20 protein-coding genes are annotated in these 20,586 nt (G+C 66.3%); 10 read left to right on the plus strand and 10 right to left on the minus strand.

The features are described from left to right. The first annotated feature begins 42 nt into the window (after positions 1-42). The gene (locus ACFULV_RS07855) at positions 43-1,032 is read left to right on the plus strand and encodes a collagen binding domain-containing protein (RefSeq protein WP_378654898.1); all 990 of its coding nucleotides are present in this window, start codon (positions 43-45) and stop codon (positions 1,030-1,032) included. Then, the gene (locus ACFULV_RS07860) at positions 1,032-1,853 is read left to right on the plus strand and encodes a YceI family protein (RefSeq protein WP_378654349.1); all 822 of its coding nucleotides are present in this window, start codon (positions 1,032-1,034) and stop codon (positions 1,851-1,853) included. Before ACFULV_RS07855 ends, ACFULV_RS07860 begins: the two co-directional genes overlap by 1 nt. A 58-nt stretch (positions 1,854-1,911) precedes the next feature. On the opposite strand, the gene ACFULV_RS07865 is transcribed toward ACFULV_RS07860, so the two are convergent. The 9 genes from ACFULV_RS07865 to ACFULV_RS07905 all read right to left on the minus strand — a co-directional run bounded on the left by ACFULV_RS07865 (position 1,912) and on the right by ACFULV_RS07905 (position 10,977). After that, positions 1,912-3,012 (minus strand): methyltransferase, encoded by a 1,101-nt coding sequence (locus tag ACFULV_RS07865; RefSeq protein WP_378654352.1) that lies wholly within the window; start codon positions 3,010-3,012, stop codon positions 1,912-1,914. Between the two features lie 83 nt (positions 3,013-3,095). Beyond that, complete coding sequence (locus tag ACFULV_RS07870) at positions 3,096-3,803, minus strand: class II aldolase/adducin family protein (RefSeq protein WP_378627897.1); 708 nt, start codon at positions 3,801-3,803, stop codon at positions 3,096-3,098. Between the two features lie 17 nt (positions 3,804-3,820). After that, complete coding sequence (locus ACFULV_RS07875) at positions 3,821-4,471, minus strand: MBL fold metallo-hydrolase (protein WP_378654355.1); 651 nt, start codon at positions 4,469-4,471, stop codon at positions 3,821-3,823. 20 nt (positions 4,472-4,491) lie between these two features. Further along, on the minus strand, positions 4,492-5,592 hold the full coding sequence (locus ACFULV_RS07880) for an alcohol dehydrogenase catalytic domain-containing protein (protein WP_378654358.1): 1,101 nt from the start codon (positions 5,590-5,592) through the stop codon (positions 4,492-4,494). Next, positions 5,589-6,575 carry a hypothetical protein gene (locus ACFULV_RS07885; protein WP_378654361.1) on the minus strand — a complete coding sequence of 329 codons (987 nt, stop codon included), beginning with the start codon at positions 6,573-6,575 and terminating at the stop codon, positions 5,589-5,591. The genes ACFULV_RS07880 and ACFULV_RS07885 overlap by 4 nt, the downstream gene beginning before the upstream one ends. Positions 6,576-6,612: 37 nt before the next feature. Next, positions 6,613-7,575: a TAXI family TRAP transporter solute-binding subunit gene (locus tag ACFULV_RS07890; protein WP_378654364.1), complete on the minus strand. Its 963-nt coding sequence runs from the start codon at positions 7,573-7,575 to the stop codon at positions 6,613-6,615. Next, on the minus strand, positions 7,572-8,423 hold the full coding sequence (locus tag ACFULV_RS07895) for a fumarylacetoacetate hydrolase family protein (RefSeq protein WP_378654367.1): 852 nt from the start codon (positions 8,421-8,423) through the stop codon (positions 7,572-7,574). Before ACFULV_RS07895 ends, ACFULV_RS07890 begins: the two co-directional genes overlap by 4 nt. A gap of 3 nt (positions 8,424-8,426) precedes the next feature. After that, on the minus strand, positions 8,427-9,356 hold the full coding sequence (locus ACFULV_RS07900) for a VOC family protein (RefSeq protein WP_378654370.1): 930 nt from the start codon (positions 9,354-9,356) through the stop codon (positions 8,427-8,429). After that, a complete protein-coding gene (locus ACFULV_RS07905; protein WP_378627883.1) occupies positions 9,349-10,977 on the minus strand; it encodes an FAD-dependent monooxygenase in 1,629 nt (542 codons plus the stop codon). The genes ACFULV_RS07900 and ACFULV_RS07905 overlap by 8 nt, the downstream gene beginning before the upstream one ends. A gap of 113 nt (positions 10,978-11,090) precedes the next feature. On the opposite strand from ACFULV_RS07905, the gene ACFULV_RS07910 reads away from it, so the two are divergent. The 8 genes from ACFULV_RS07910 (at position 11,091) to ACFULV_RS07945 (ending at position 19,503) form a co-directional block, all read left to right on the plus strand. Beyond that, positions 11,091-11,879, plus strand: coding sequence for an IclR family transcriptional regulator (locus tag ACFULV_RS07910; protein WP_378627880.1), 789 nt, complete (start codon positions 11,091-11,093; stop codon positions 11,877-11,879). Between the two features lie 128 nt (positions 11,880-12,007). Continuing rightward, entirely contained in the window at positions 12,008-13,579 is a 1,572-nt protein-coding gene (locus tag ACFULV_RS07915) for a bifunctional 3-(3-hydroxy-phenyl)propionate/3-hydroxycinnamic acid hydroxylase (RefSeq protein WP_378654373.1), read from the plus strand. Positions 13,580-13,610: 31 nt separating this feature from the next. Next, positions 13,611-14,483 (plus strand): fumarylacetoacetate hydrolase family protein, encoded by an 873-nt coding sequence (locus ACFULV_RS07920; protein ID WP_378654376.1) that lies wholly within the window; start codon positions 13,611-13,613, stop codon positions 14,481-14,483. A gap of 8 nt (positions 14,484-14,491) precedes the next feature. Further along, positions 14,492-15,418: a VOC family protein gene (locus ACFULV_RS07925; RefSeq protein ID WP_378627874.1), complete on the plus strand. Its 927-nt coding sequence runs from the start codon at positions 14,492-14,494 to the stop codon at positions 15,416-15,418. Positions 15,419-15,496: 78 nt separating this feature from the next. Continuing rightward, positions 15,497-16,195 carry a hypothetical protein gene (locus tag ACFULV_RS07930; protein WP_378654378.1) on the plus strand — a complete coding sequence of 233 codons (699 nt, stop codon included), beginning with the start codon at positions 15,497-15,499 and terminating at the stop codon, positions 16,193-16,195. Continuing rightward, positions 16,192-17,709 (plus strand): FAD-dependent monooxygenase, encoded by a 1,518-nt coding sequence (locus tag ACFULV_RS07935; protein WP_378654381.1) that lies wholly within the window; start codon positions 16,192-16,194, stop codon positions 17,707-17,709. Before ACFULV_RS07930 ends, ACFULV_RS07935 begins: the two co-directional genes overlap by 4 nt. Before the next feature lie 12 nt (positions 17,710-17,721). Next, a complete protein-coding gene (locus ACFULV_RS07940) occupies positions 17,722-18,945 on the plus strand; it encodes an MFS transporter (RefSeq protein ID WP_378654383.1) in 1,224 nt (407 codons plus the stop codon). 129 nt (positions 18,946-19,074) lie between these two features. Then, entirely contained in the window at positions 19,075-19,503 is a 429-nt protein-coding gene (locus tag ACFULV_RS07945; protein WP_378654386.1) for an HIT family protein, read from the plus strand. Positions 19,504-19,528: 25 nt separating this feature from the next. Here the strand turns inward: ACFULV_RS07945 and ACFULV_RS07950 are convergent, their stop codons facing one another. After that, the gene (locus ACFULV_RS07950) at positions 19,529-20,299 is read right to left on the minus strand and encodes an SDR family oxidoreductase (protein WP_378627866.1); all 771 of its coding nucleotides are present in this window, start codon (positions 20,297-20,299) and stop codon (positions 19,529-19,531) included. Between the last annotated feature and the right edge of the window lie 287 nt (positions 20,300-20,586).

Here is a 20,586-nt window from a genome sequence, read left to right on the forward strand (position 1 = left end):
AAAGAGTCTGCCTCGCAGGACAATCCGACCGATGCCGACAGAATGGCAGCGCTGGATGCCGAATTGGCCGTACTCGCGGAGTCGAGGTGGGAAGAAGACGCGGTCTGGGAAGGCGCTGAGCGAGTGTTGTCCGAATCAGAGCTGGTGCCGACTGCTTCGGCCGGACGGCATGCGCCGGTAGATCAGAACGGACATCGCGCCTACCAGGTCGACGCGTCGTCGCAATCCGCTCCGTCCACCGGCGACTTGTCCGGCTCGGACATCGGCGGTGGAGCGGTGGACGGACACGTCCGCCGCGAGAACGGTCAGCCGTTGCCGGGTGCGGTGTTGACGTTGATCGATCAGACCGGCCGTCAGGTCGCGCGGGCGTGCAGTGCCGCTGATGGTGGCTATGCGATCAGTGCGCCGGAGCCGGGTGGTCATGTGTTGATCGTGTCGGCGATGGGGCACCAGCCGGCCGCGGTCAATGTCGCGGTCGGTCAGCGCACCCAGCGGATGGATCTGACCCTGGTCGGTTCCGGTGAGCTGTCGGGTGTCGTCCGTACCGCTGCCCACGGCTCGCCGTTGTCGGGTGCCACCATCACCTTGACCGATATGCGCGGTGAGGTGGTCGGGGCCGCCGTCACGGGCGGTGACGGCACCTACCTGTGCCACGGCGTGGTGTCGGGTGTCTACACCTTGGTCGCGGCGGCTGAGCACATGCGTCCCAGCGCAACCACATTGACGGTGCCCGACAGTGGCGTAATGCGTCACGACATCGAGTTGACCGCGATGGCGGTGCTCGCCGGATCGGCGCGGGCCGACGGCGATCGGGCGGTGCCGGACGTGCTGGTCACGGTGCTCGACGCCGCGGGTGAGGTAACCGCATCGGCGCGCACCGACGAGAACGGCCGCTATGTCGTGACCGATCTCGCCGAAGGGCAATACACCGTTGTTGCCCGTGGTTATCCGCCGGTGACCGGGCAGGTCACCGTGACCGGTGGCGAAGCCGCCTACGACGTGCGGCTCGGCTACGAGCTCGGGGATCGTTGATGAGCGGGTTGACCGGTCGGGTTCGCACCGCGGAGGGGTGGCCGGTGGCGGACGCGGTGTTGACGGTGACGGATATGACGGGCAGCCAGATCGCCCGTGCGGTAGCCGACGAAACCGGAGCGGTGAGCACCGGCCCCCTGCCCGCGGGTGTCCACACCGCGGTGCTCACCGCTGTCGGGTTCGAGCCGGTGGCACGGATCGCGCAGATCGCTTCCACGGGGACAGGCGTACTCGGCGAGGTGGTGCTGGTGCCGGCGGTGGGGGCAGTAGCGTTGCCCCCGCCGGGGCCGTGGACGATCGATCCGGCACATTCGACGGTGATCGCCACCGCGCGTCATCTGGGAATCGCCGGTATCAAAGCCCGATTCGCCGAGGTGAGTGGGCGACTCGATATCGCTGAGTCGTTCGAGCGATCCACCGGGCACGCGGAGATCAAGGCAGCGGGTATCGATACCGGAATCTCGATGCGTGACAATCACCTGCGCTCGCCAGAGTTCTTGGACGTCGACAGGTATCCGCTGATCACTTTCACCGGTCACGGGCTGCGCCGTACCGGGGGTGACACCTGGGTGATGCCGGGTGAGCTGGCCATGCACGGGCAGCGCCGCTCGGTCGACCTCGAGGTGGCCTTCGGCGGGTTCGGGCCCGATCCGTGGGGTGGCGTACGCGCCGCGTTCCACGCCGAAACACTCTTGCACCGCAACGATTTCGCGATCGACTACAACGCGATCGTGCGCACGGGCGTGGCCGCCGTCGGCACCACCGTCAAAATCGAACTCGACATCGAAGTCGTACAAGGCGAGCAGCTACCCGCAATCTAGCGGAGCACTCACACCTTGTCGCCGCGGATTGTCGAGCCAGAAAGCGGGTCCGGCGCGATCAGCGCGGGCGGGCATCGAGCACACAGTCCGGCGCGGCCGTGGGCACCGTCCGCAGCAGCGTGAAACCGCCGCGCGCGAGCAGCTCGCGGAACTGTGCCTCGGTGCGTTCGTGGCCGCCGTCGGTGTTGACCAGCATCTCCAGGTCGATGAACTTGCCCGGGTGCGGACGCTGATGATCGGGCAGCACCAGTTCGATCACCAGCAGCCGGGCGGACCGATCCATCGCGGCGTGGATCGTGCGCAGGATCTGCTCGGCCTTGGCGTCGGACCAGTCGTGCAGGATGTGTTTGAGCAGGTAGACGTCACCACCTGCCGGAACCTCGTCGAAGAACGACCCCTCCCGCGCCGCGCAGCGCCCCGCCAGCCCGTGCGCCGCGAGTTCGCTGTCCAAGTTCGCGACGACGTCGGGCAGGTCGAACACGATGCCCTCCGCGTCCGGGTAGCGATCGAGGATCTCCACCAGCAGGCTGCCGCGCCCGCCACCGACATCCACCAAGGTGCCGAACTGGCCGAAATCGTAAGCCGCCAGCAGTGGTTCGATGGACAGCGTGGAGATGCTGGTCATCGCGCGGTCGAACAGGTCGCCGATCTCGCGGTGCGTCGCGGCGTACTCGAAGAAGCTCGCACCGTCGAGAGCGGGGCCGACGGCTTCGCCGGTGCGTACCGCGTCGGTCAGGTGGGTCCAGTGGTTGCGGTGATATGGCGAACCGAAGAACAAGGACGTATCGCGCAGCGTCACCTCGCCGTCGGAGCACAGCGACTCACCCATCCTGGTGAGCCCATAGGAACCGTCGCGATGCTGGGCGAACACCCCGAAACTCACCAGCAGACGCATCAGCCTGCGCACGCCGTCCTCGTCGGCGCCCACCGCCGCGGCCAGCTCAGCCGCCCCGCGCCGCCCACGGGCCAGTTCGTCGGCGATACCCAGCTCGGCCGCGGCGCTGATCGCCTGCGACAGGAATCCGGCGATCTGTAGTTCCAGTAGCGCGATATGGCCCGGAACCAGTCGGCGATGCAGCGCCGAGAGCGCGTCGCGCACTCGCTCGATGGCTCGCAGAACCGGTGTGGGTGGTGGCTTCTTCAGTGCTGTGGACGTCATGAGACTCCATCGTCGGCCGGTTGACCTGCACGTACGCGAGGGAGTTTACGGGAACCGCCCGCGTCGGGATACAGGAATCGGGGTCAGGTCGAAGTCTGGTCCGAGGCATTTTCGGCACGGCGCAGCAGGTAGTTCCATCCGGCCAGCACTTGGGTCCGATCCCAGACCTGGCCGCGTTTGAAGTCCGTCTCGGACTCACTGGACCAGGTCTTGGGACCACCCGCCGACAGCGACATGAGTTGGGTTCGGCAGGCGCGTTCGAGCAGGACGGCGTACATGACGGCGGTGGCTACGTCGGGGCCGACGGTGACCGCGCCGTGGTTGGGGATGAGGACCGCATCGGCGTCACCGAGCGTGCACGCCAACGCGTGACCCAGTCGAGTCGAGTCGATGAGCGCGCCGGTCTCGGTGAAGCGTGGCAGCCGCGAATTGGCGAACAGGACACCGTCGTGGGAGATCGGACGCAGCTCACAGTTGAGTGAGGCGAACGCCGACAGCGTCGGCGCGTGGGTGTGGACGACACTGCCGACGTCGGGGCGTGCCGCCATGATGGCGGTGTGGATGGGGTATTCGAGGTGGCGTCGACCGGTGCCGTCGAGCACCTCGCCTTCGGGCGAGACCAACACGACTTTGTCGGTGTCGATCTCCTCGAATCCCCACCCGGAGGCTTTCATCCACACGCCGCGACCGCCGGGGTCACGCACCGACGCGTGTCCCCAGACCATGTCGCCGAGACCGGCAACAGCGAGAACACGGCTCGCCTGCACGACGTGTGTTCGAGGGTCGGTCACGAAATCTCCTGACGGTTCTACAGGACGCGGGCGGTAGCGGGATCGAGGACGACGACCTCGGTGTCGACGGGGGCCAGCGTTGCCAGCAGGTGGTGGTGCATGTTCTGGTGGGCGAGAGCCAGTCCCGCCTGATGGATGGGAACGGCGACGCGAGGCGCGACCGCCCTGAGAAAGTCGATACCTTCTTGCAGTTTCATCCACGGGCCTCCGGCGGGCACGAACAAGGTGTCCACCGGGGCAGGCGGCAGATCGAACGCGTCGCCGGGATGGAAGACCGCGCCTTCGACGAGATAGCCGTTGTTGCGTGAGGTCGGTAGCTCAGGGTGGATACAGGCGTGCTCGCCACCGGTTACCTGAAGTTCGACTCCCCCGACCGTCAACGCGTCTCCGGGTTCGGCGATCACACGGACAGCGGCGTAGCCATCGAGCGCCTCGGCCGCGTCCGCGCCGACAACGATGCGCGCCTGGGGGTTTCGGTCCAGCAGGGCTGTGGTCCTTGCGATGTCGAAATGGTCGGGGTGCGCGTGGGTGATCAGGACCAGGTCCAGGTCGCGCAGTCCTTCGAATCCGTTCGAGTAGGTGCCGGGGTCGATGAGCACGCGGCGGTCGTGCGTCGTGCCCGCGATCTCGATCAGGACGCAGGCGTGCCCGTAGTGGGTGATGTTCACAGCAGATCCTTGGTGGCTGGTCATGGCTTGACGACGCTCATCCACATCGAGTGATTGCGGCGTTGCATCGCCTCGATCGCGGTGAGTGTGTCCGACAGGGCGAATCGGTCGGTGATCAACTCTTCGGCGGCCAGACGCCCGGCGGCCAGGAGCGACAGCACCTGCTGTGCGTCGTTGCGGGTGCAGGCACGGGTGCCGACGAACTTCCAGCAATTGATCATCATCGCGGCCGGGCTCAACGGCAGCGGGGCGGGGTTGGCGCCCATGTGCACGAGGCTGGCCCCGGTGGCCATGGCCAGCATGGCCTGTCCGGTCGCGGGGCCGGAGGGAATGTAGTCGATCACCGCGTCGGCTCCCCGGGGTGCGAGTTCGCGTAGCCGACGGGTCAGCTGGCCGGTCTCGGCCCAGTCCGCGTCGAGTTCTTCCAGTGCGACAGTCTCGGTCGGCACGTCGCCGGCGAGCCCGCGCACCTCGCTGACCCGTTCCGCGCTGCGACCGACGAGAATCAGTCGCGAAATACCCTGGTGCTCGGCGAGTTTGATCGTGGCGGTGCCCATGGTTCCGGTCGCCGCGGTGACGACGACGGTGGCGCCCATCGGTAGATCAGCGCATTTCAAGGCCCGCATCGCATTGGCCAGATCGTGGACCTTGGCGCCCACATCGAAGCTCACGTTGTCGGGCAGCGGATCGATCAGCCAGTGCGGGACCCGCACGAACTCCGCGAGGCCGCCGTCGTGGTATTCGTCGTAGAGCGGCATCGGCACGTCGGCGAAGGCGGCATGGCCGATCATGGCCTGCTGGGCGCACATCATGTCGCGATCGGTCCGGCAGTACACACAGTTTCGGCAGTTGAGATTCGGGTGTATCCGCACTCGGTCACCCACCGCGACAGTGCTGACAGAGGATCCGACGGCAGCGATCGTGCCCGCGGCTTCGTGGCCGAGGGTGGTCGGCAGGTGCTTGAATGCTCCCCGCGCCAGCAGGTGCATCATGCCGGGTGCGAGCCCGGCGGCGGCGACAGCGACGACGACGTCCCAGGGCCCGGGTTCGGGGACGGGGATGCGTTCGAGCGCGAGTCCGCGATCACCGGCGAGAGCACGGGCGGCGAGCATGGTGGTCATCGGTGGTCCTTCGCGGTGGCCGGTTGTCCGGTGGTGAGGGGTTGTGCGGTTCGATCGGTCTGCGCGACCTGGGGCAGTTCGGTGCTCGACAGCAGCGAGATGTACTCCCCCGCCCCGGTGCTGACCGTCGTGTACGCGATTCCGAGCGGAATTCTGACGAAATCGCCTGGCCCCAGCTCGACCGTTCCGCGTTGCGAGATGAGAGTGCGGGTACCGCTGATCTGGTAGTGGATCTCGTCTGCGTCGAGGTTGCGCCGGTACCGACGCGTCTCGCCCTCGGTGCCGAAGGCAACGACCCCGAGCCTGAACCGATCGTTGCCGTAGAGCCAGTCCACCCCGGATCCGGATCCTCGAAGGACCTGCATGCGATCGGTTTCCTCGTGCACCCGATCGAGCAGGAGCTGCTCGTCGATCGGAAACACGGTGACATCGTGGCCGCGCGCGCCCATACACTGCGTGATCGCCTCGTTCCACGGACTCGGCGACCAACCGGGAAACGGCGGAAACAGCGGTTGCGACTGCCGGATTCCGGCAGTGAGTTCCCGCACCGGGGCCGGGACATAGAACAGCAGATGGCTTTCGCGGCGCCCATAATTGTCGTGGGCGACGCCGCGCGGAATCCGCGAGAATTCGCCCGGATGGTGTTCGATGACGCCCTGTTCGGTCATCAGGGTTCGTTCACCACCGACCTGATAGGAGATCTCGTCGACATCGCAGTTGCGGTGATAGAAGGGCTGACGGTTGTCCATCGTCTGCCACTCCACGCGCAGGTGATCGCTTTCGTAGACCGCGCGCGGCGGCGCGAAGGGTTGTGCTCGGTACTCCTGCGGGAAGTGCACCACAGTCAGCGCAGGATGCTCGCTCCACAACTTGAGCGCGACCTTGGCCGGGTGCGGCGGCGCGAGCAGAAGCTGTTCGTCGCGGCGAACGCTACGCAGGGGTTGTGCTGCGCCCATGATCATGATGTCTTCGATGACATGCATGCGGACTCCTCGGTTTCCGGGGTGGGGAACGGTGCGGTCAGCTCGTCGGCAGCGCGTCGTAGTAGCGCGCCGCGCCGGGGTGCAGGGGAATGGGTGTGCGCCCCATGACCACCGGGTCGAGGGGGTAGGTGATGGGGCTGCGTTCGGGTGCCAGGTGGGCGTACTGCCTCTCGATCACCTCGCGGGTCTCACCCAGGATCCAGGCGATCGCGTAGGCGATGTCGTCGGGCAGCTCGGTCGAGGTGACCATCAGGAAATCCGAGAAGTCGAGAGTGCGGAACGACAGTGCGCCGGGAAACCAGCCTTCCTCGACCGTCGCCGACGGCCAGCCCAGGTCGTTGTCCAGCGAAGCGAGCACCGCCGGTTCCACCTCGAGGAAGTGATAGTCGCCGCCGAACTTTTGCCACGGCCCGACCATGACGGCTTCCTGCACGATCGCGTTCGCCCGACCTGCCAGCACATGATCGAAAGCGGGAAAGGGCTGTTCGGCGTAGAGGAAGCTGCCGCCCCAGCCGACGATGTCGACCTTGGATCGTTCCAGTAGCGCGTGTGCGGCGATGCCCACGTGATTGACCCCGTCATCGGGTGCGGTCGCCACGGTCAACTGCGGTGCGGCGGCACGCAACTGTTCGAAGGTGGTGATCCCGAGTGAGCGGTGTACGCCGAAAACCAGCCGGTCGCGCTGGGGCACCGTGCCCAGCGCCCGCAACTGCGGATGCGCCTCGCCCTCGTATACCCCGCGTCCGTCCAGCGCCGCGGTCACGAAGGCTGCCGGCGTCACCATCGCGACATCGACTTCTCCCCGTACCACCGCATGGACACCGTCGACGAAACCGCGTCCGTTCCAGATGGCGAACCGCGTTCCCGGTCCGCTGCGGGCGGTGAGTTCCTGGCCTACCCACCCGCAGACCCGGTGCAGATTGGCCGCACCCCAGTCGCCTTGCATGCGCAGGGTGTGGGTGCGGGCGATCGAGGGTTGCGCGGGCCGTGCAGTGGTCATCGGTGTTGCTCCTGGTTCGAATCGGCCGCGGCATCGCGGACTACGTTGTGCACGGCGCCGACGCCGTCGATTTCCACGCTGATCCGGTCGCCGTCGCGCAGGAATACCTGGGGGTCGCGTCGATAGCCGACACCGCCCGGTGTGCCGGTGAGGATCACGTCACCGGGATCGAGCCTGGTGAAGGTGGAGATCGTGGCGATCAGCCGGGGGATCGAGAAGATCAATTTCGACAGATCCGATTCCTGCACCGTCTCGCCGTTGAGGATTGTCCGGATCCCCGCGGTGGAGATGTCGACTTCCTCGGGTGTGACGAGGTAGGGGCCGAGCGGCGTGCTCGCGTCCCAGGCCTTTCCCTGAATCCACTGATGGGTTTTGTACTGGTAATCGCGCATAGTGATGTCGTTGGCCACTGTATAGCCGAGGACATGGTCGAGGGCCCGGCTCTCCGGGATCCGGCGTCCTGACCGGCCGATGACGACGGCGAGCTCTCCTTCGTAGTCCACCTGCGTCGCTTCCGGGGGCAAGACGATGTCGTCGTAGGCACCGAGCAGGCTGTCGGCGTATTTGGGAAACAGGACCGGATAGGTCGGTAGTTCGCGGTGGGTCTCGGTGACGTGCGCGTGGTAGTTCAGCCCGACGCAGAACACCTTGGCGGGCCTGGGGACCACGGGCAGCAGCCGTACCTCGCGGATCGGGACTTTCGCTTCGGTGACGCGCGCCGCGCCGCGCAGGTCGTCGACGGTGGTGGTAGCACCGAGTTCGGTGAACCCGGCCAACGGCACGACGGCGGTTCCCTCGATTTCGCCGACGCGCACGATGCCGTCGTGGACGTAGGTGGTGTAGGCCATCGGTCAGTTCCCTTCGCTGGTCTTGCGCCAGGAGGCGAGCTGGCCGCCCCACAGGTTCACGGTGTTGGGGATCGGGCGCCACCGCCGCGGTACATAGGTCACGCGGTCGTCGTGGAATTTCTCCATCTCCGCCGACAGCTCGATGTGGTTTCCCGCCGGGTCGTCGAAGAAGACGAACAGGTTGTTTCCGGGGCCGTGTCGGCCGGGCCCCCAGGTCACCTCAACGTTCTCGTCGGTGAGCCGGTCGCACCAGGCTTTGAAGTCCTCCCACTCGGCGAGGTCGTAGGAGTAGTGGTCGATGTCGCCGCCGCGCCCGACATCGACCACCGCGAGGGTGTGGTGATCGCGGTCGGAGCGCAGCCAGGCGAAGCGCCCGTCCTCGAGCTGATCGGAGATGCGGAACCCGACGGTATCGACGAAGAACGCGACCATGGCCTCCACGCTGTCGGTGCCGAGGGTGATGTGCTGATACTTGATCGGCCGTCGGCCGGTGTCCGCGGCGTTCTCACCCTGTCGCTGCACCGCGCCGTGGAAGTGGACCTCGGTGCCGTGCGGATCGGTGGTCGTGATGGCACGACAGTCACCGACCGCGGAATCGACATACGATGCGTCGAGCAGACCGACGGTGTGTCCGGCGGCGGCGAGCCGTTCGGCGATGCCATCCACCCCGCCGTCGTCGCGGACCTCGAATCCGTAGTGGCGCAGACCTTTCGCGCCTTCTATCAGATCGAGCACATGGTGGCCGGTGCCCCAGCCGAGACGAAGGCCGCCGTCTGGCAGCTCGTCGTGGACGACCAGACCGAGGACTCTGCCGTAGAACTGTGCCGCGGCGGCGACGTCGGGGACGGCGAAGCCGATGTGCGACACCGCTGTTCGGGTCAGCGTCCCGGCGGCATCTCGCTCCTGCAGAACGATCCGTTGCGGTTTATCCATGGCTGACTGCTCCTTGTCGAGGCGTGTTGTGGACGACTGCGCCGGGTGTCCAGGACAGGACCCGGTCGATGACGTCTTCGGTATGGTCGGGCGTCCATGCGGCGGCGACGAAGTGATCTGGTCGCAACAGCACGAATCGGCCTGTGTAGGCGATGAACTCACTGTTCAGCGCATGATCGACATCGATGAGGGCGCGGCGTCCGCTCCCGGGCATGTGGTCTGCCAGCATGAGCTGAGCGGCTGTCGCGTCGAAGGCAGTGAGGATCGTTTCCACGCCCTGCCAGTGCTCGTCGCCGACATCGATGCCGATCAGCGACCACCCGGTACCGAGTGCTCGGTCCAATCGGCACACCGAGTGGGTGGCGGTATCGAAAACGAGTGGTTGACCGAGAGGAACACCGACGTGGGCGGGCAGGTCACCGGGAACGACGAGCCCGTCGGTGTAGTGCTGGGGCGGGCGGTATCGCATCTGTTCCAGATACGCGCGCCCGTCCTCGGTCGCCAACGCGGCGGCGACCCGGCGATCGCGACGCGCCGCCATGCTCGGCGAGGTGGTCATGACGACACGGCCCAGTCGTTCCGACATCCGAACCGTGGCCAGCGCATGCGGAAACCGCTCGCGCTGATAGCTGGCGAGAACGTCGGCGTCGAGAATCCCGGCGAGGACATCAGCGATCTTCCAGCACAGATTGGCTGCGTCACGGATGCCCGAGTTCAGGCCCTGCCCGGCGAACGGCGGCATCATATGGGCGGCGTCGCCGAGTAAGAAACTGCGCCCGATCATCCATTCGTCGGCGACCACGGCGTTGAACCGGTAGTTGACCGCCCGTTCGACCTGGTGCGGTTCGAGGACCCGATAGCGCGAGACGAGCTTGCGGATCAGCTCGAAGTCGGGCGGTTGCTGGGGGTCACCCTCACCGTCGAACAGGCGGAACTCGTAGCGGCAGCGACCGTGCAGGCCTGGCACGATCACGTGCGGTCGGTCCGGGTCACCGTGATGCATCGCGAAACGCTCGGTGTGCGGATCCTCGACGGTGTCGGCGACCAGCCACACCTGGTCGTGACTACGACCGGTCATGTCGATGTCCTGCAGCAGCCGAGTTGCCGAGCGTCCGCCATCGCAGCCCAGGACATACCGGGCCGTGACGGTCGAGGCACCCGTCGCGGTCTCGACGTGCACGCTCACATGGTCGGGATGCTGGTCGAAACCGCTGACTCGGTTCCCGAAGCGCACCGTGACATTCGGCGCCCGCGTCACGGCATCGGCGAGCACACGCTCGAGGTCCGGCTGCGCGAAGGGGTTCTTGAAGGGAAAGCCCAGCCGGAAGGGTTGGGGACCTTTGGCGTGGAACAGCGGCGTGCCCGCGCGGTCGTAGTAGCGGGTTCCGGTGCCGGGCACGAGAACCGGCATGATCTGATCCACGATGCCCGCCTGCTGGAATACCCGCAGGGCTTCGTCGTCGATGCTGATCGCCTTCGGCTCGTCACTGGTCGAGGCGTTCTGCTCCAGGACCACGACTTCGATACCGCGAGCCGCAAGCAACGCAGCGGCGGTCAAGCCCACCGGACCGGCTCCGCAGACCACGACTTCGACGTCGCAGTGCGGCTTGATCGGCGTCATCGTGTGAGCCTCATCGACGGTGATGTCATGCTCGCCACAGTAGGAGCGATGTCCTGCTTTTCGTAAGCACTGTCCTGATTTACAGGACTCGATCGGCGTTCTACTGTGTGTTCATGACTGGACGAACCCGCGCCCCGGGCGCATATCGCGAGCGCAATTCCACGGCCGACCGCGCGCTGGACATCTTGTTGCTGTTCACCGCCGACAAGCCGGTGTGGACCGGCGCCGAGATCGGCGAGCAACTGGGCGTGGCCCGCTCGACCGGCTACCGCTACATCCAGAGCCTGGTCAATACCGGATTCATCGAGGAAGCGACCAACGGCTTCCGCCTCGGTCCCCGAATCTTCGAACTTTCGCGCCTGGCCCGCGCTGGTCTCGGGCTCACCGATGTCGCGATGCCGCCGATGCGCGCGCTGGCGGCCACAGTCAACGAGACAGTGCTGCTGACGCGGCGCTCCGGACGTTCGGTTGTCTGCCTCGATCTGGTCGAGCCGCAACACACGGTGCGGCTTTCCTACGAACGCGGTCACGTTCTGCCGATCAACGCCGGCGCTGCCGCGGAGGTCCTGTTGGCCTGGGCCGATCCCGCCGAGGTCAACTCCGTCCTCAACCAAGCTCCGCTCGAGCGATTCACCGCCAAGACCCTGACCGATCCCGACGCCCTGCGCGCACGCCTGGTGCACATCCGCAGGCGCGGCGTGGCGATCTCCCAGGGAGAACTCGACGACCACATCCTCGGCGTGGCCGCCCCTATCCGCGACGCGTCCGGTTCGGTGTGCGCGGCGATCAGCATCGCCGCCCTCGCCACCAGGGTCCCCCGCGCGGAATTGAAGAACGTCGAGGCCGCCGTCCGCGACGCGGCCGCGGCGATTTCTCACCAGCTCGAACTCCGCGACGCCTGACCTCGCCTGAGCAAACCCCCTGCTCAGCCTGATATCTGTCTCGATATACAGGACATTGCTTTTGCGATGTAGGACACCTCCCTACTGTGACTGTGATCCAGACCTCAGTCAGGGAGTAGGTGCAGGCAATGGGGCCGAATCAAGAGCCCACCCACGACGTCGTGATTGTGGGCGCTGGGCCGGTGGGCTTGGCGGCAGCCCGAATGCTCGGCCGCTACGGCCACAACTTGCTGGTCATCGAGCGATGGACACAGCCGTATCCGCTGCCCCGGGCAGTCCATTTCGACGACGAGATCGGGCGAGTGTTCCAGTCCATGGGGCTCACCGACGCCGTACGAGCGATCTCGGAACCGGTACCCGATTGCTATGAGTGGCGCAACCGCGCCGATGACGTACTCGTGAGCATCGACTGGTCCGGACTCGGTCCCAACGGATGGCCGGTCGCGAACTTCTTCTCCCAGCCACAGCTGGAACACGTCCTCGCCACCGCGGTCGAGACGATGGACGAGGTCACGATTCGGCGCGGCGCCGAAGTCCTCGAAATCGTTCAACACGACTTCGGTGCGACTGTCGCCCTCGACGACGGGACGTCGATCACCACTCGATTCGTCCTCGGCTGCGACGGCGCCAACAGCACGGTCCGCGAACATCTCGATACCGAGGTCGTCGATCTCGGGTTCTACTTCGACTGGCTCATCGTCGATACGGTGCCACTCGACGATCGGGATTGGTCACCGCAGAACTGGCAGCTGTGCGATCCGGCTCGGCCGACGACCATCGTGTCCGGTGGGCCCGGCCGACGACGGTGGGAATTCATGCGGTTGCCCGGCGAACCCACCGAACAACTCGATACCACCGAATCCGTGTGGCGACTGCTGCGCCCGTGGGGCCGCACACCGGCGAACACCGAACTCGAACGCCACTGCGTCTACACCTTCAGCGCCAGGTGGGCGCAGCGGTGGTCGCGGGGACAAGTCCTCATCGCCGGCGACGCCGCCCACCTGATGCCGCCGTTCGCGGGCCAGGGCATGTGTTCGGGAATCCGCGACGCGGCCAATCTGAGCTGGAAACTCGACCGGGTACTGCGCGGTGTCTCCGAGCTGTCGTTGCTCGACACCTACACAGACGAACGCAAAACCCATCTGCAACACGCGATCTCGATGTCGGTGGAGCTGGGCAAGGTGATCTGCGTGCTCGATGAGAGCCATGCCGAGGAGCGAGACGCGCGGATGATCGCCGGCCTCGCGAATCCCGCCGTCGTACTGCCGGTAACCGCGCAGCCGATCCTCGGTCCCGGAGTCATCGCGCAAACGCTGGATCCCGCGGGACTGCGTGGGACGTTGCTTCCTCAACTGGCGATCGAACACGATTGTCTGCCACAGCTTCTCGATGACGCCACCGGTTCCGGCGCGGTCCTGCTGATTCACGGTGACGCTTCCGCTCGCGATCTGCTCGGAGCCGAGTCGACGCGTCAGCTCGCCGACAGCGAGACACGAGCTTTCAGTATCGGTGCCGGCGCCACCGCTGATCTGCGCGACTTCGACGGCGGGTGGGCCCGATGGTTCTCCGATCACCACATCAGGGCTGTGCTGGCCCGCCCCGACCACTACATCTTCGCCACCGTCACCGATCTCGACGAGATCGCACAGATGGTGTCGCACTACCGCACGAGCCTGCGTGTCACCGCGCACGTCGGCTGACCGAACCCAACACAGAGGAGACACACCCCTTATGCGTATCGCCAATTATCGAAACCGGGCGGCGCTCATCGTCGGCACCGAAGGCTACGAGCAGGCCGTCGACATCGCGACCGCGTCCCAGGGCCGCTTCGGCCCCGCCCTTCCGGCCGTCTACGAGCAGTGGGACGCGTTCACCGACTGGGCGCGTGGCCGCGTCGAACTCTCGTCCGACGCGGTCGGAGTCCAGCGCGAACACCTCGGCGCCCCCTCCCCCTGCCCACGTCAGGTCTTCGCCGTCGGCCTCAACTACCGGGCACACGCGGCCGAGTCCGGGTTCGAGGCACCGACCGATCTGCCTCCGGTGTTCACCAAGTACTCGTCGAGCTTCACCGGCCCCGACTCCACCGTCACGCTGCCCGCCGGCGGAAATGTCGACTGGGAGATCGAACTCGTCATCGTCATCGGCCGGTCGGCCCACCACATCGACGCGGCGGCAGCGTGGGAGCACATCGCGGGCCTCACCGCCGGACAGGACATCTCCGAGCGCGTTTCCCAGTTGCGCGGCCCCGCACCGCAATTCGGGCTCGCAAAGTCGTTCCCCGGGTTCTCCCCGCAGGGCCCGTGGCTGGTGACCCCCGACGAGTTCGACAATCCCGACGACCTCGAACTGCAGTGCTGTCTCGACGGCGAGGAACTGCAGAAGGGCCGTACCCGCGACCTGATCTTCAGCGTCTCCGATCTCGTCGCGACCCTGTCGCGCACGGTGACGCTGTTCCCCGGCGATGTCATCTTCACCGGCACCCCGGCCGGAGTCGGCGTCGGCCGCGATCCGCAGCGCTTCATCCAGCCGGGTCAACGGCTCGACAGCCGCATCGAAGGCATCGGCGAATTGCACCAGCTCTTCCAGAACAGCGCGTCGGAGTAGGAGCACCCATGGCACTGCACGGTCTCGCCGCAGCGAGTATCGGCGTTCCCAATGTCGCCGAAACCATCTCCTACTACACCGAATTCGGTTTGGAACACCTCGGCCACGGCCGATTCGCCACCCGCAACGGCGGTGAACAACTCCGTATCTCCCACGCGCCCACCAGACGGCTACTCGAACTGACCGTCGCCGCGGACGATCCTGACGACATCGCCGCCACCGCACAGCGCTTGACCGCGCACGGAGTGCCGAATCAGGCAACCGCCGAATCGGTGCGCGCCATCGAACCTGTCACCGGAACCCCGGTCATCGTTTCCGTGCGCCCCCGCATCCGCATCGAGCCTGCGGTAGCCAGAACGGCGTACAACGGCCCGGATCGCATCGACCGCTGGGGCAGAGCACCTTTCCTCGAACGCGGCGGCCGGGTTCGACCGCGCAAGCTCGGACATATCGTCATCGGCAGTACGGATCTGCACACCACCCGCGGCTTCTTCACCGAAGGCCTCGGGTTCAAGATCAGTGACTACATGGGCGACAAGGCGGCGTTCCTGCGCTGCTCGGTCGAACACCACAACGTGCTGGTGATGGCCGCGCCGGTCAACTTCATGCACCACACCAGCTGGCAAGTCGACGATGTCGACGAGGTCGGCCGTGGCGCGCACCGCATGCTCGAAGACCATCCGGAACGGCACACCTGGGGACTCGGACGCCATTTCGCCGGCGCGAACTTCTTCTGGTACCTGCGTGATCCGGCCGGAAACTTCTCCGAGTACTACTCCGACATGGACACCATCCCCGAGGACGACCTGTGGTCGCCCCAGGTCCTCGAAGGATTGCAGGGCCTGTACGCCTGGGGCCCACCGCCACCGGCATCGTTTCTCGAACCCGATGACCTGGCCGCACTCATGACCGGCGCGCATTCGACCGGCGCCTGAGCGTAGCGGGCAGCTATCAACGTCCGATCCCTTGCGGCGCAATGATGCACCGCGATCATCCCACTCCGAAGGAACCCCATGAGGAAGACCATCGCCGCCTCCACACTCGCGGCCACCGCGTTGCTGACAGTGATCGCTCCATCGGCGCACGCCGCGCCCGAGGACAACGGTGTCGGATTCACCGCCCGCACCGACGAGCACTCCACCACGATCAGCACCGATGCCGGTTCCATGGCGGTCGACAACGGCGTCTTCACCCTCCGCGCCGCCAACGGCACAGTCGTGGCAGGCACCGAACTGTCCTTCCGCGTCGACGATTTCGTCTTCCCGATCGCCGCGCAGGTCCACGATCGAACCGCAACACTGACCCCTCAGTTCGATCGGGCTCACGCCGTGTACAAGCCGGTCGCCCTCCCGTACGAGGACCAAGCCCCGTGGCGCACCCAGTACGAGCGCGAACAAGCCGCATGGTCGCGGCTCACCAGCACGATCGCCCTCGGTGCCAGCGTCGGCACGGTCGTCGGTGGAATCGGCGGGGCCGCAGTGGGTTGCGTGCTCGGCGGGATCGCCGGCGCCACCATCGCCTCGGCCACCATCATCGGGTTGTTCGGTCCGTTCATTCCCGCGGCTGCCGTGGGCTGCATCGGCGGCGTCCTCGCGGTCGGCGCGCTGGGCACCGTGGCCGGTCAGCTGTTGATCACCGCACCGGTCGCGGTCATGGCGGCAGTCCAGTACTTCACCACCATCAACCAGCCCGCACCCAGTCCGGCGAAATGACGAACTACGTTCCCGTACTCATCTGCGGTGGCGGACCCGTCGGGCTCGCCACCAGTCTGGAACTCGCGCATCACGGGGTGCGCTCGGTGATCGTCGAACCGCGCAGCGAGGTGTCGTGGCTGCGGCCGCGAGCCAAGACGACATCGGCTCGCACGATGGAACTGTTCCGCCGCTGGGGACTGGCCGACACCATCCGCGACCGCGCCGGGCTGCCCGTCGACTGGTCGGATCAAGCCGTCTTCGCCACAGCGTTGCTGGGCAGGGAGATCACCCGGTTCGACAAATGCTTCGGCCTCGAACTCGGTGGCTCTGATCGCGCGGCCGAACCGGGGCAGCAGATACCCCAGCCCGCCGTCGAACAAGTGCTGCGGGCTGCGGTCGCCACCTCGGAATACGCCGGGTTGCGGACCGGTCGATCACTGCATTCCTTCGTCGAACGCACGGATGGCATCGACGCTCAGATCATCGATGGCGACGGAAGCCTCACCAGGATCACCTGCGACTTCCTCGTCGGCGCCGACGGTGCCCACAGCACCGTCCGCGAGGCCATCGGCGCTCGATACGACGGATCCGCCGATGAACGACCGAATTTCAACATCGTCTTCCGCGCACCGGATCTCGCCGACCGCGTCCCGCACGGACCCGCGGTGCACTACTGGATCGTGCGACCGGACCGGCCCGGAGTGATGGGGCGACTCGATTTGCGGGACACCTGGTGGTGCATCGCGCAAGGCGTCGATCAGAAGGCCGGTGAAGCGGATCCACGCGCCCTCGTGCATGCGCTGGTGGGTGAGGCCATCGATGCCGAGATCATCGCGACCGATCCGTGGAAAGCGAAAATGCTGCTGGCCGACCGGTATTGCACCGAGCGGGTGTTCCTCGCCGGTGATGCGGCCCACCTCAACCCGCCCTGGGGCGGACACGGATTCAACACCGGGGTCGGCGACGCGATCAACCTCGGCTGGAAACTCGCGGCGGTGGTCGCCGGCTGGGCGCCACGGTCGCTGTTGGCCAGCTACGAGAGCGAACGCCGACCGATCGCCGCACGCACCATCGACGAGGCCGCCACCAACATGGCGACATTGCCGTCGCAACTGGCCGACCAGCGCCTAGTCGATGATCAGTTCGACACGATCCGGCCCGACATCGCCGAGCAGATCCAGCGCACGAAGGACGGGGAATTCCACAGCCTCGGACTGGTTCTCGACTACACCTACGACGGGTCACCGGTCGTCGCCGCAGGCTCCGGCGGCCGCCTCACCCATCGCTGGCTCTCGCCGGGCGAGTCGCTCTACGACCGTCTCGGGCACGGCTTCACTCTCGTCGGAGACCTCACCGATCCTCGCGTCACCGAATTCGCCGCCGCGGCCACCGCAGCCTCAGTCCCACTGGAACTGCTGTCCCATCCCATCGAGTTGAGTCTGGTTCGACCGGATCAGCACGTCGCCTGGGTCGCCGGAGCACCCGGAACCGCAGCACAAGCCCTGCGCCGGGCAATCGGCCACACCAATTAGTTAGGAACCACCATGGCCACTACCACCAAGCTGCCCACCCAGCGTAGTGCGGGCGTGCTGGTGCTCGCATGTCTGATCCTGTTCATCGACGGATACGACCTGTTCGCCCTCGGTACCATCGGGCCCAGCCTGCTGCACGACCCGACCTGGCATGCCGGCCCGGCAACGCTGGGCACCCTCGGCAGCATCACCGCGGTCGGCATGCCCTTCGGGTCCATCCTGGCCGGCTGGTGCGCCGACCGATGGGGTCGCCGCGGCCCCCTGACCATCGCGGTCATGTGGATCTCCGTGTCCATGCTGGCCGCCGCCTTCGCACCGACCATGGCGCTACTCGGCGCGGCACGATTCGCCACCGGCATCGGTGTCGGCGCCCTCGCACCACTCGTCGGGGCCCTGGTCGGCGACAACGCCCCCACACGTCGTCGAACACTGCACCTGGCCGTCGCCATGGGATCCATCGGTGTCGGTGGTACCGCCTCGGCACTCCTCGGACGATTCCTGTTGCCCCAGCACGACTTCCAGGTGATCTTCCTCATCGGCGCTCTCCCGATTCTGCTGGCACCGTTGATCTGGCGCACGCTGCCTGCCACGCCGAGATTGCGTGCCGTCCCGAAATCCGGTCGTGAACAGGTCGGTCACCTGCTTGCTCCCGGTCGCCGTACCGGCACGATCCTGCTGTGGACAGCGACCTTCGCCAGCATGGCTCTCGTCTACAGCACGACCGCCTGGCTCCCGACGGTGATGATGCGCAACGGCTACAACCTCAGTTCCTCCCTCGAATTCTCTATTGCCTTCACCTTCGGCGCTGCGGTGGGCGGGGTTGCGCTGGCGGTCTATGCCGACCGCGGCCACCTGAAGGTCGTCACCTCGCTGACGTTCCTTCTCGCGGCACTGGCACTGTTGGTCCTGAGCACCAACCAGCCGCGACCGCTGCTGCTTGTGGCCTCCGCGTTGGCGGGAGTGGGCGCGTTGGGCTGCCAGAACATGATCATCGCGTGCATGTCGGCCTTCTACCCGCAACACCTGCGCGGCGCCGCGCTCGGCTACGGGTTGGGAATCGGCAGGCTGGGCGCCATCGCAGGACCCAGCTACCTGTCGCTGGCCACGGCCATGTTCACCTCGCCACGAGTGGGGTTCTTCGCCTTCATGGTTCCCGCGATCATCGGATCGGTTGCCGTCGCGATGCTCCCCCGAACCTTCGCATCGACACCCCTGGAAGAACAGCCGCAGGATTGACGGACAGGAGCAAAGGAACAGGCAGCCGTATCGTCACAGTGGCGATACGGCTGCCTGACCAGGTGAAAGTTGCTCGTGCGCTGAAGCACTCGGTGCAGCAACGGTATCGTCACCCGTATGCGGGGGTGCATGATCTGTGACAAGCACAACGGGACCGGACCACTGGTGAGCCCCGTGATCTATATCGACGACCTCGTGGTGGTGACACACCGCCCCTCCCAAGGACCATGGGTCCGGCCGGGGTATCTGTTCGTCGAGCCTCGACGTCACGTAGCGACTCTCGACCTGCTCGACGACGCCGAAACCCTCGCATTCGCTCGCGCTGTCCGCTCATCGATCGGCGCGCTGCGCCAGGCACTCGAACCCGCCCACATCTTCACCTTCGTGGCCGGCCTGAGCGCCGCCGGCATCCACCTTCACCAGCACATCTTCACCCGACCCGCTGGTACCGCACGAGATGTGCCCTGGCACAGCGCCGATTCTCCCGACGCGCCTCGAATCCCCGCGTCTGCCCTCGATGCACTGTGCAGCGAGCTCGCCGCAGCGTTTACGAACTGAGAGCGGCACAGCCGCCCTCACCCGCTCAGAGGGCGGTACCGCCGCTGGCGTCGAGGGTTTGGCCGGTGATCCATCGGGCGTCGTCGCTGACGAGGTAAGAGACGATGTCGGCAATGTCAGCGGGACGCCCGACGCGACCGAGGGCGACGTTGGACGCAGCTTCGCGCTGACCATCGGGATTGTCGATGAGCCAGGCGTTCATATCCGTGAGTACATAGCCGGGGGCGACAGCGTTGACGGTGATGCCGCGCGGGCCGAGAGCTTGGGCCAGGACGCGGGTGAAGCTGTCGATAGCGCCTTTCGTCATGGTGTAGGCCAGGATGTCGGGGATGGCCATCCGCGTGACGGCCGAGGACAGATTCACGACACGACCGCCGTCACGAAGCCGGTCGAGAATGCCTTGCACCAGGAAGAACGGGGCTCGGACATTGGTAGCGAAGAGGGTGTCGAATTCGGCGGGAGTCATGGTGTCGACGCCCTTCATGACGGTCATGCCCGCGTTGTTGACCAGGATGTCCAGGCCGACTGGGACGCCGAGGGCGGCGAAGCCCGCGTCCATGTCCTCCAGGAAGGTGGCGAAGTCGGTGGAGCCGAGGTCGCCACGAACTGCGAAAGCTCGGCCACCGTCGGCCTCGATCCCGGCGACTACATCCTTGGCCGCGGCGTCGTTCTGACCGAAATGTACTGCTACCAGTACACCGTCTCGGGCCAGCCGCTCAGCGATGGCACGGCCGATGCCCCGGCTCGCACCGGTTACCAGAGCTGTTTTGGTTGTGAGGTTTTCGGTTTCGCTCATGCAAGCTATTCAACGGACATGACCCGTCGATGTCCGGCTGGAATCGGACATGGCATTCGAGTCCTCCGAACCCATTGGAATCAACCACCTAGCCAGCCGTTCACGACGTACAAGCGGCTCCATCTCGGCACGTTGCAGCACTGGACCGGACAATCGCAGTAGCGGGGCCCCGTCCGAGACCAACTGCCGACAGCGGTCGATGCGGCCACGATTCCGCCCTGCCGCCGCCCTGCCGCCGCCCCGGCGAAGGCTCTGCGGGATGTCCGATCACGCGATTGTCCGAATTC

This window comes from Nocardia sp. NPDC057272, from assembly GCF_042668615.1.
GTDB lineage: Bacteria > Actinomycetota > Actinomycetes > Mycobacteriales > Mycobacteriaceae > Nocardia.